10 protein-coding genes are annotated in these 10,761 nt (G+C 34.9%); 4 read left to right on the top strand and 6 right to left on the bottom strand.

The features are described from left to right. Positions 1–7: 7 nt before the first annotated feature. From BLR36_RS07335 to BLR36_RS07345, 3 genes are all read right to left on the bottom strand, one after another. Positions 8–3,178, bottom strand: coding sequence for an ATP-binding cassette domain-containing protein (locus tag BLR36_RS07335; RefSeq protein ID WP_093061084.1), 3,171 nt, complete (start codon positions 3,176–3,178; stop codon positions 8–10). A gap of 121 nt (positions 3,179–3,299) precedes the next feature. Beyond that, positions 3,300–3,527, bottom strand: coding sequence for a helix-turn-helix domain-containing protein (locus BLR36_RS07340; RefSeq protein WP_093061085.1), 228 nt, complete (start codon positions 3,525–3,527; stop codon positions 3,300–3,302). 14 nt (positions 3,528–3,541) lie between these two features. Then, positions 3,542–4,033, bottom strand: coding sequence for a DUF2975 domain-containing protein (locus BLR36_RS07345; RefSeq protein WP_093061086.1), 492 nt, complete (start codon positions 4,031–4,033; stop codon positions 3,542–3,544). A 226-nt stretch (positions 4,034–4,259) separates the two neighbouring features. Here BLR36_RS07345 and BLR36_RS07350 point away from each other — a divergent pair, with 226 nt between their 5' ends. From BLR36_RS07350 to BLR36_RS07360, 3 genes are read left to right on the top strand one after another with little or no spacing between them, the layout of a single operon-like run. Beyond that, a complete protein-coding gene (locus tag BLR36_RS07350; RefSeq protein WP_093061087.1) occupies positions 4,260–5,786 on the top strand; it encodes a spore germination protein in 1,527 nt (508 codons plus the stop codon). A gap of 16 nt (positions 5,787–5,802) precedes the next feature. Continuing rightward, complete coding sequence (locus BLR36_RS07355; protein WP_093061088.1) at positions 5,803–6,924, top strand: GerAB/ArcD/ProY family transporter; 1,122 nt, start codon at positions 5,803–5,805, stop codon at positions 6,922–6,924. Continuing rightward, a complete protein-coding gene (locus BLR36_RS07360) occupies positions 6,911–8,035 on the top strand; it encodes a Ger(x)C family spore germination protein (protein WP_093061089.1) in 1,125 nt (374 codons plus the stop codon). Before BLR36_RS07355 ends, BLR36_RS07360 begins: the two co-directional genes overlap by 14 nt. A 96-nt stretch (positions 8,036–8,131) precedes the next feature. Here the strand turns inward: BLR36_RS07360 and BLR36_RS07365 are convergent, their stop codons facing one another. From BLR36_RS07365 to BLR36_RS07375, 3 genes are all read right to left on the bottom strand, one after another. Next, on the bottom strand, positions 8,132–8,635 hold the full coding sequence (locus BLR36_RS07365) for a GNAT family N-acetyltransferase (protein ID WP_093061090.1): 504 nt from the start codon (positions 8,633–8,635) through the stop codon (positions 8,132–8,134). An 80-nt stretch (positions 8,636–8,715) separates the two neighbouring features. Beyond that, on the bottom strand, positions 8,716–9,822 hold the full coding sequence (locus tag BLR36_RS07370) for a copper resistance D family protein (RefSeq protein ID WP_093061091.1): 1,107 nt from the start codon (positions 9,820–9,822) through the stop codon (positions 8,716–8,718). Continuing rightward, positions 9,819–10,370 (bottom strand): copper resistance CopC family protein, encoded by a 552-nt coding sequence (locus BLR36_RS07375; RefSeq protein WP_093061092.1) that lies wholly within the window; start codon positions 10,368–10,370, stop codon positions 9,819–9,821. The genes BLR36_RS07370 and BLR36_RS07375 overlap by 4 nt, the downstream gene beginning before the upstream one ends. Positions 10,371–10,512: 142 nt before the next feature. Here BLR36_RS07375 and BLR36_RS07380 point away from each other — a divergent pair, with 142 nt between their 5' ends. Next, positions 10,513–10,740, top strand: a complete 228-nt coding sequence (locus tag BLR36_RS07380; protein ID WP_093061093.1) for a hypothetical protein — start codon at positions 10,513–10,515, stop codon at positions 10,738–10,740. Positions 10,741–10,761: the final 21 nt, after the last annotated feature.

The raw sequence follows: 10,761 nt of genomic DNA on the forward strand, positions 1-10,761 counted from the left end.
ATTAAATTTAATTATTTTGCTCAAGACATTGATAAATCGCCATTAAATCTCGTTTATTTAACTCACGAATACGATTGAAGATTGGAATACGGGCAACAGCCTCAGTATATAAGCTTTCGTCAACAACATCACTGACTTTACCAGTTAGCCATGTTTCTACTGCAATGCCCTCCACTTCTTCCTGCAGCCCTTCCTCATTGATACCAGTTGCATTACAACTCACACAGGGAATTGTTAATTTATGCACGCCCTCATGTAGGTTATCCTCAGATATAACTTTCTTTCCTTTACAGAATGGACATGGATGATTTTTCTTTATCTTATTAATTGCGGTAACGAGTTTTTTGTAACCAAACGCTTCATAAACATATGTTAGTTTTTTGTATTTTCCATTAGTGAAATACTTTTCAATAATGTTTTCTCTCGTCTCATTGATATTCTCAAAATCACAGATGGTTACTTGATTATTTTTGCTAATGGATTCCATATTGTCTTTAATATTGTCCCAGAATGGTAATACATTTTGCAGAACCATTTCATATCCAGCAAAGCTTGCTAGTTCTAATTCAAGCATTTTCAGAGCTACTTGTGTGTCCCTACCCAGCAGTGAGACATCCTGGGTCAAAGTCATGTCGCCGCCCACGATAGCTTTCAATTTTATAAGCTCCGGTAACTCTCCTACTGTTTTCAAAGCTTGATCAAGAGGTAGCTGTATTACCTCACGAATATCCGTATCGCCAAATTTGAGCTGTTTATGATGGTTTAATACAGAACCTTTGCAAATCGGACACATAATCATCGTTTTAGATTCTTTCATATGCTCTTTAATAACCGATTTCGAAATGAACATATACATCCCAATGATGCTATTAAAGCCTTGCCATGTTCTCTGCGTTTTTCCTGCTTTGTCATAGAATGACTTTTCCCAATACCCATATAAATACGTACGCTTTTCATCTGCCGTCATGTCATTAAAGCTCTTACTCAAATCATGTCCAAGCTCATTTTTAAGTTCTTCAAATAGGAATTGTAATTTTGGATATTGGTAATATTTTAATACTTCCATTACATCTGGATGCAATTGCCCATCCCAGAAAGTTACATTCTTGTCCTGAATAACAACATCAAAATCAAATTGTTCAATTACCCGGTGGCCAGAGCAACTTGCACAATGATTATCATGGTTATAGAAGTCGAAGCTGCGCGTATCTTTATTTGTAGGATGTGATGCAATAATATGATTGATCAAGCCACCAATTTCAAAAAGAAAGCTATATTGACTATACAAATGTCGCTCTAGGTCAATGGCAATGACAGGAGCAATTTTTTCAGATTCGTATTCACCGTATATTAAACGAGCCATAGAAGATAAGCTTTTTAAAATACCACCCTTATAGATGTTTTCTGCTTGCCTAAAATAGCTAATCTGATTTTCTTTTAAGTGGTGAACCCCATTTTTCTGATGAACAAACGAAGGAATTTGTACAGGAGCAGCTATATGCTCGTTATCTTTCCTGAGATAATAATCATCATGACTGAGAACATTCAGATGGGTAACCGGTGTAAGCTGTCTTTTCCCAAAATCCACGATAAAATCAGCGTTTTCTAACACATAGGCATTATGTTCTATCATAATCATAGAAACGGATTCATCCTCGAGAATAACCCTTGCACTATCGATGAACTGATTTAATATGTTTTGTGATAATCCTTTAGAAGGCTCATCAAAGATAAAAAGAGTATGTGGATTTCTATTGCTAGCAAATAGTTCAGAGACTAAATGCACACATTGAAATTCCCCATTTGATAAGGACTGTGTTTTTCTTTCTAGTGTTAAATAGCCAAGTCCAAGTTTGATCAATAAACTTAAGCGTTTATGAGCGATATCATTATTAGGTAGTTCATCCATAATATCTTCAATCGAGCGTTCAAAAAGACCTTCTATATCGCCTTGGTATTTTGTTAGTTTCTTTTTTATATCTAAAAAAGTAGCTACAGTGGAACGGCTAGTAATGGATTGGTTTCTATTTTGTCCAACCATTACAAGTTTGTCTTTTGGATATCGCTTTACGAAGTCTTTGGCGATACACTCATTGACTAGTGTAGATTTACCACAACCAGATTCTCCCGTAAAAGTGACAATTCTATTTTTGGGAATTTGAATTTCAGTGATTTGAATATTACGGCTGTAAAGATCATGAAAGTAATAATATTCGGTAGGCACTTTCTCATTTCTTTGAACTGTAATTGGATTTGGACGTGGGGACTCCTCTACCAATTCACCACCATATTTTCCACTACCAGGCCCAAAGAATAGTTGCTTGTCGGTCGTGTCGAGCACTGTGTCTGAATGATCGATAAGCCATATTTGATTTTTAAAGCCTAGTTGTTTAATTTGCTCCAGAATTTTCAGCAGTGTTTCGTGATCGAGCCCAACGGAGATTTCATCAATGATTATGATGGTATTTTCACTAGCTGCCATGAATTCAGCTAAATATAGTCGAGTTAGTTCTCCGCCCGATAACGTCCCCATAATCCGATTGATTGTTAAGTATCCAATATTCATCTGGATGATATTTTTAAGAATAAGCTGTTTTGCTTCACTTATATGTAAATCCTTTGCTAACGAAAGAATAGTTTCAATACTTAAGTTATTGATATCGGATATATTATGAGCTTTATTCATTAAATCTATCTTATATTGAAGTATTTCTGGCTTATATCGTTTGCCCTCACATTGTTTACATTCAACATTTTGGGTAGTACCACGTCCTTTACACTTAGGACACCATCCTAATTCATTATTAAACGAAAAAACCTCAGGAGAAAGATTAAATGCTTCCGCAAGTCGCACACGAATCTCTGTAAATACGCCTGTATGTGTTCCAATAGTTGAACGTGGATTGGAAGAAATAGATGATTTACCCAGGAAAAGAACTAGAGGCATTTCTTCCATCTTGATGGCACTAAAATTCGTTTCCATAATATTAGGAAATAAATATTGATATTCAGCCTTAGGTAACAAAGAAACGAGACGTTTCTTGGATTCCTCCCCAATTGTTTGGCAAAAAGTTGTTTTACCAGATCCAGAAAGACCTGCAATTCCTAACGATTTATCTACCGGTAGTACAGTATCTAAATGGTTAATATTGTTCGCAATTAATTGTTTTATCTTCAAAGTGCTTTCCACTCCACTTCTACTATATTTCAAAAATAAGAAAGAGCACAATTCTATTTACTGAATTGCACTCTGTTGTGTAAGAATTTAATTTTACTATTCTGGTAATAATTTATCCAGTCTAATCAATATTTAAACTTTCGTCTTCACTTCTGTATTCTAGTAGATCTCCAGGCTGGCATTCTAAAGCTTTGCAAATTGCTTCTAATGTGGATAATCGTATTGCTTTTGCCTTTCCATTTTTTAAGATTGAAAGGTTAGCCATTGTTATTCCGACTCTTTCTGAAAGTTCCGTCACACTCATTTTTCTTTTAGCAAGCATCACATCAATATTTATAATAATGGCCATTTTTTCACCTCAGCTTAAACTATTAAATCATTTTCCTCTTTTAAATCAATAGCTTCTTTTAAAAGCCTTTGTAGAACAGCGGCAAAGACAGCAATCACCATCGAAGCAAAAATAGGAATCATTCCAACTATTATGAGACCTGGAGCGTCGTCGACCTCCGCCATTAAATAAACGAATGGTAAGGCTATTACATACAAGCAGCTGATGATGATAGCAGCCCTTTTAATTTTATTTAAAGCCTTCACAGATAAGTTTGAAAAAGCTAGGTTTTTGTCAATATAGCTCACAAGATTAAAAGATTGATACAAGGCAAAGTAAAATGGTATTGCCGATATATACATAACCATTAACAGACCATACACAACAAATGCCAAATCTGAACCCTTTTCTACTGCTTCATTTGCTTCCGTCGCTATCTGGGGCAGTAAAAATATACATAGAGCTAGAACAGGTATTCCCATAAGAATAACGGCTAACTTCAAAAAGAGTGTTGATCCACGTTTCATATAAGCACCTCACTATTTATTATGCTCTCATTCTACCTCAAAATTTATCGTTTATCAATACATAATTATTATGTTTCATTATTTTTTTATTGATGTATGGTATTTTGAAATTGAACTTGTTTATTTTTAAATTCATTCAAAAAGTAACTGAAATAAAGTATAGTTTTCTCCTTAAAAGCTAACTCTATAAAGACAGCTTAAAAATGGGAGGAGCCTACAATTCAACATGAAAATTCAACTGCCTTTCACTAAGAGTAAGAAACGAACAACAGTAGTGAAAGAAACTATTAAAAAAGATATAGGCATGATTACTCCACTGAAAAATGAATTCATTCAATCGATAAAAGATGCTACACATAATCCAGCTGATTTAATGATCAAAAATATTTCACCGAATCTTACGCTTGTCTATATTGACAATTTAGTTAATGACGTAACTTTGAATAATCATATTTTAGCCAGTCTGCAGGATAAACCGATTGATACACCTGAAACTATTAAAGCTTCTCTTTCGATACCAGAGATAAATATATCGGCTCGTTTCGAAGTGGTTGTAACAGCAATTGTTAATGGGTCCGTACTTTTACATGTAGAAGGATTTTCTGAAGTAATATTGGCAAGTATTCCAAAGCAAGAATCTCGAAGTTTGACAACACCAGAAAATGAATCCCAAGTAATTGGAGCTCAAATCGGTTTTAATGAAAATCTTTCTACGAATGTATCTTTAGTACGACGTTATATCATTAGTCCAGATCTTTGTAACGAAAATTTCGTACTTGGAAACCGGACAAATACCTCTGTAGCTATTTTATACATTAACGGCATAGCAAATGAACAAATGATTAACACGTTGCGCCAAAGAATTACAGATTTAGATATAGATGCGTTAATCGATAGTGCGGTTCTAGCAGAAATGATTGACGATAACTCGATTTCACCCTTTCCACAAATGCTCCTAACGGAAAGGCCGGACAGGTTTTGCGATGGTCTATTGAATGGGAAGTTGGGGGTTCTCGTAGACGGTAGTTCCATGGCGATCATATGCCCCCAATCATTTATTGAATTCTTTCAAAGTCAAGAAGATAAAAATCTAAGATGGCAAATTGCTACATTTGCCCGACTATTAAGGTTTAGTGCGATTCTTCTATCTGTTTTTTTAACACCGATATATGTAGGGGCGCTGACTTTTCATTATGAAGTAATTCCTCTAGCCTTCTTGGTGCCACTTAGTGAATCGCGAGCTTTAGTTCCTTTTCCACCTGTATTTGAAGCATTGCTACTTGAATTTATTATTGAATTACTTAGAGAGGCTGGAGCAAGATTACCAACAAAAATCGGCCAAACTATTGGTATCGTTGGTGGTATCGTAATTGGGACGGCAGCTGTACAAGCGGGAATAACTAGTAACATTTTACTAATATTCGTTGCATTAAGCGCCCTGGCTTCTTTCACAACTCCTAGTTATATGATGGGGAATGTGATTCGGTACATTCGTTTTCCTATTATCATACTTGCTGGATTTTGGGGTTACTACGGAATTATGCTAGCCTTTTGTTTTATCCTTATCCATCTTTTGCGTCAAACTAGTTTGGGTGCACCTTATCTGTCCCCTTTTTATCCTCCGAGGTTGAAAGGTATGGCCGACAGTATTATTAGATTGCCCTTACCATTAACTACAAAAAGACCAGATATTACAAGACCAACTGATCAAGAAAAATACAATAAAGAACCTGTGAATCCTAAAAACAGTTGAACAGAGGGTGGAAAGAATGGATAATTCAGTACAACTCAAACCGAATGATATGTTTAATACATATTTGCTGTTCTTTGTCATTCATAGTGCACAAATTGGGGTTGGGGTACAAGGGTTTCAACGTATTGTGTATCAAGATGCAAAACATGACGCTTGGATATCAGTAATACTTGCGGGAGTTGCCACTCATATTGTCGCTTTTTGTATGATAAAAACTTTAGAAGTTTATGGCTCCAATGACCTCTATGGAATTCAGCAGGATATTTACGGAAAATGGATAGGCAATTTTTTAAATGCTATTTATATATTTTACTGTTCCATTGCGTTTTTCTCTGTTTTACGAAATTATATAGAAGTTATTCAAGCATGGTTATTTCCTGGCATAAGTACGTGGTTTCTTTCGGCTACATTACTTCTAATCACCATATATGCATTTACCGGTGGACTTCGTGTAATAGTCGGTATTTCTTTTTTTAGTGTTGTCCTTGCTCTTTGGATTTTTCCAATGTTAATATTTCCGATGAAGTTCGCTACGTTAGATAGTCTATATCCTATTTTAGAGGCAAATGTTAGGTCTCTATTAAAAGGTGCATATTCCATGACATTTACAATTTTAGGTTTTGAGATAATAAATGTCATTTATCCCTTTATAAAAGACAAGAAAAAAACAAGCAAATATACACACTTAGCTTTGTTGGCAACAACATTTATTTACCTTTCTGTCATGATGGTCTCGATTGGATACTACAGTGAAGGAAAACTACTTAGAACGGTTTGGGCGACATTAACATTATTTAGCTTTATCAGTTTTCCTTTTATGGAAAGATTTGAATTTGTGGCAGTATGTTTTTGGATGTTAATCATTTTGCCGAATCTTTGTCTGTATTTATGGGCAGCTTATCGCGGCGTAATACGTTTAGTAAATATAAGTGGTACGAAATTCGTTTGGATTTTCTCTTTCATTATTTTTTTAGCTACATTGATCGTGGGGTCTCGTACCCAGATTAACATGGTTAACAATCAAGTGGCTAAAGTGGGGTTTTATATAGTGTTTGTTTATCCTATTCTCTTGTATATGTTGACCATTCTTAAAAAGAAATTTACTGCTAAGAAGGAGCAAACAAATGAAAACACTTAGCTTTTATATTATCTTACTATTTATAGTTAGCCTTCTTGCCGGATGTGTTCAAACAAATATCTTAGATAAAGTTGGGTTAGTTACTTTAGTTGGTTACGATGTGGGAACTGAAGAAAAGATCTCCACTACCGCAGTTGTTCGTGAAGTAAACCCAGAATTTCAAAGTAATGTGCAAGTAATTACAACTGAAAATAAAACTAGTAAAGGGAATAGAATGAAAACCAATCGTAAATTATCTAAAAAAATTATGGTTGGCCAAATGAGAGTAATCTTGTTAAGTGAAGAGCTTGCTAAAGATAACATACATCACTATATAGAAACAAACTTAGAAAATGCAACTGTAAGTAATAGTCTTTATTTAGCCGTAGTGGAAGGCCAAATGGCACCATTACTTGAATACAAATATAATAATATTGAAGATGTAGGGCAGCATATTTATAGGTTATTACAACAAAATATAGAACAGGAGCATATGATCTCATCCACTCTACATGAAATTGCACATGATATGTATATGGCTGGGGATGATATTGCCATGCCAATCATAAAAAAAGACGAAGAGTTGGTAGGAATAGCAGGCATCGCCCTGTTTAAAGAAGATAAAATGGTAGGTAGACTCTCCGCGGAAGATAGCTTTTTTGTCAAGCTAATAAGGGATAATTTTAAATCTGGTATATACGAAACAGTCTTACAAAAAGATAACGTACCTAGTGACCTTTTAAAAAACAAGCCAAATGAAATTTCATTAGCATTCGATGCAATTCGCTCTAAAAGAGATATAAAGTTAGTCAATCCAACTACTCCCGAATTTGACTTGAATCTTAAAGTAAAAGCACAAATATTAGAAATTGTTCCTGATGTTAATATGGATGATCCAAAAAAAGTAGCAAAACTTGAAAAAGCGATTAGTAAAAATCTAACAAGTGATATAATAAGGATAATTGATTACGGTAAAAGTATTGAATCCGATGTTTTTGGCTTTGGCGAGAAATATAGAAGCTCTGTAAGAGGCTCTAATCTGACGAAGGAAAAATGGCACGAACTATATAAAAACATGAAAGTAAATGTGAAAGTTGACTTTGTCATCATGAGGAATGGAGTTTTTGAGTAATAACCAACAATCATCCCTTCATCTTGTTCGCAAAAGTAATCCGTCGAGTAATAACTCATTGGTGGATTACTTTTTTGTATGTGAACTCATCTTCTTTTATTCCACCCCAACTATATCACTTCTGCGCTCTAATAATACTACATCACGCCACACTCCATTTAATCTTCCCATTTGTTTTCTCGTTCCTACTACTCCAAATCCAAATTTTTTATGTAAGTTAATACTTGCAATATTTTCTGGAAAGATCAATGCTTGGATTGTCCAGATTTTGTTTTGCTCACTGGATTCAATCACTTGTTGTAGCAATTGACTACCAACACCCTTCCCTGCTGCCACAGAAGCTATATAAATGCTTACCTCCACTACTCCTGAATATGCCACCATAGTTGAAACTGGCGATAATGCTACCCACCCCACTACTTCGCCATCCAGTTTAGCAACAAAACGACATATATTTAAATGTCCTTGATCCCAGTCCTCCCAATTAGGAGCCTCCGTTCTAAATGTTGCATTTGCTGTTTGAATACCTTCTATGAAAATCTCTCTAACGCGATCCCAATCGGAAGATATCATCTTACTAATTGTTATGTTTTGTTTCATCTGTATTCCCCATTTTCATATAAATAAAAGCACTTCCAAGAAGGATTATACACCTTTGGAAATGCTTTTTAAAGAACTCCTTATACTATTTGAATACTGAATAAGAGACCCATATAAGCCGCTATTACGACCAATAGACTCATGATAAAGGAAAATATAGCTGGCATTCTTTTGATGAATGAGAATAGGCTCAATGCAAGAAAAACAGCAGATATGCATAACAAGAGCATTCCATCTAGATTAAATACCATTTGAACGTCGATAGTTGGAGTAAATTCCCCCTCATGAAACAGTAAAAATAATGAAGAAAAGCCCTCACTATTTATTGTTTCAAACAGACTATGTGGTGGTGACTGCTGACTCATAGCACCCGTAGCAGCAAAAATTAATAGAAGAATAAAAAATTCTACTTTTGTCCACGGTCTAGCATCAAAATTTTCGTCTTTTAGTAGTCGTTTTTTCATGAGCACTCCATTTATAAACGCATATGCAATGAGTGGAATAATTAGTAGATGCTTGATCAACAGACTTTGTCCATAGGAAACCGTCCATGTATCAGAATATGTTGCCAGCGGTGTGGAGAAACTCATCAAAGAAAATCCTGTTATAATAATTATTCCAAAACAGTATAATGCAGTTATATGAAACCATTTTAGGAACGAAAGCCAGTTACGCGTATTTTGGGAAAACCAAGAGACTACAAACAGTATACCAACCCAAATGACCACAGATGCAAAGTGTAGGAAATGAGTGATTAACCCTTTTGTGCTTTGTATAGAATTTGCATGACTTGACCAGCTAACACTTAAGATAAGTACAAAAACTAGTAAAATCCCCACAATCGAATACAAAACAAATTTCTTGTCATCAAAGAATAAAATATACAGTCCTAAAAACACCGCTACAATAAACATAAATAACCATGACTTACCTACCTCAAAGGTCAATAATATGGATTGCAATGAATCGATTAAACCATAGTCTTCATATAAATAAATGAGCAAACTAATAAGTGGAACAAAAGAAAATAAAGCTATGCCAATTACTGCAGCTAATCTCAACTTTCTAGAAACAGCAATAGTAGGAATTAAATCATTTGGGAATATAGAAAGAATATAGGTTCCCATTAACAAAGCGAAGCACACATATAAAAGCGCCTCGCTTATAGTTGTCAGCACAAACATCATTTTTTATTTCTCCGAGTCATCCACCAAGCAGCTAGTGCTAGAATAATGACTAAAACTATAATAATACCTACTGTTGAATTGGAGCTCTCTTTTTCTTGTTCTGCTTCCAGTGTTGTGTCCATTTCTTCTGTAGTCGATTCAATTGGTTCTACTTCATCAATTGGTTCAGTAGTTGGTTCAACCGCTTCAACCTCTTCAGGCGCTTCTAATACAAAATCAATTACACCTTCTATCGGATGACCGTCAGCCCCGATTATTTTCCAGTTGATCTGATATGCCCCGTTTTCCACTTTTTCGGTTACATTCCCAGTCAGTATATTTTCATTTACAGTAATACCCTCTAAATCTACTTCCTCATTTGAGGAATTCATTAGTGTAAATGTGCTTGTTTCTTCAATTTTTGTTAAAAATTTTAGTGTAATCTCGGTTAGCTTTTCAGTTATCGTACTCCCTTGTGCTGGGGTCGAGCTTTCCAATCCGGTATGTGCAAGTGCGCTGTTGCTAAACAATAATACACAAGCAATTGTCATCCATAATATTTTTTTCATAATTTACCTCCAAAAATTTATACATTCTTTACTGCCTCTATACTTATACCATAAACCCATGAAGAAAGAGTGAAGTTTGTATTTTTCGCAAAATTGAGATACCCTTTATGTGTAACACAAATTATATCTAGGAGTGATTTTAATGGCGAAATCGGCTGCAAAACGTAAACGAGACCACCTTCTACGTAATATAGGCAAAGATGTGACAGTAGCAAGAAATGAAGTTAATTTTAGTACACATGTCCGGATGACTAAATCGAAAAAAGAGAAACTACAGCAACATTATACCAAATATAAAAAGCATTTCACAAAAGGTACAATACCTGATGGAAATGCTTTTTATTATGATATTGCTACTCTTGACGCTTAATCGAAAGAGCCTCGTTTTTGT

Source organism: Psychrobacillus sp. OK028, assembly GCF_900103605.1.
GTDB lineage: Bacteria > Bacillota > Bacilli > Bacillales_A > Planococcaceae > Psychrobacillus.

Excerpts from the sequence above, each read along its gene's own strand:
- BLR36_RS07340 (WP_093061085.1), bottom strand. The coding sequence starts at position 3,527 with ATGGCCATTATTATAAATATTGATGTGATGCTTGCTAAAAGAAAAATG.
- BLR36_RS07345 (WP_093061086.1), bottom strand. The coding sequence starts at position 4,033 with ATGAAACGTGGATCAACACTCTTTTTGAAGTTAGCCGTTATTCTTATG.
- BLR36_RS07350 (WP_093061087.1), top strand. The coding sequence starts at position 4,260 with ATGAAAATTCAACTGCCTTTCACTAAGAGTAAGAAACGAACAACAGTA.
- BLR36_RS07355 (WP_093061088.1), top strand. The coding sequence starts at position 5,803 with ATGGATAATTCAGTACAACTCAAACCGAATGATATGTTTAATACATAT.
- BLR36_RS07360 (WP_093061089.1), top strand. The coding sequence starts at position 6,911 with ATGAAAACACTTAGCTTTTATATTATCTTACTATTTATAGTTAGCCTT.
- BLR36_RS07365 (WP_093061090.1), bottom strand. The coding sequence starts at position 8,635 with ATGAAACAAAACATAACAATTAGTAAGATGATATCTTCCGATTGGGAT.
- BLR36_RS07370 (WP_093061091.1), bottom strand. The coding sequence starts at position 9,822 with ATGATGTTTGTGCTGACAACTATAAGCGAGGCGCTTTTATATGTGTGC.
- BLR36_RS07375 (WP_093061092.1), bottom strand. The coding sequence starts at position 10,370 with ATGAAAAAAATATTATGGATGACAATTGCTTGTGTATTATTGTTTAGC.
- BLR36_RS07380 (WP_093061093.1), top strand. The coding sequence starts at position 10,513 with ATGGCGAAATCGGCTGCAAAACGTAAACGAGACCACCTTCTACGTAAT.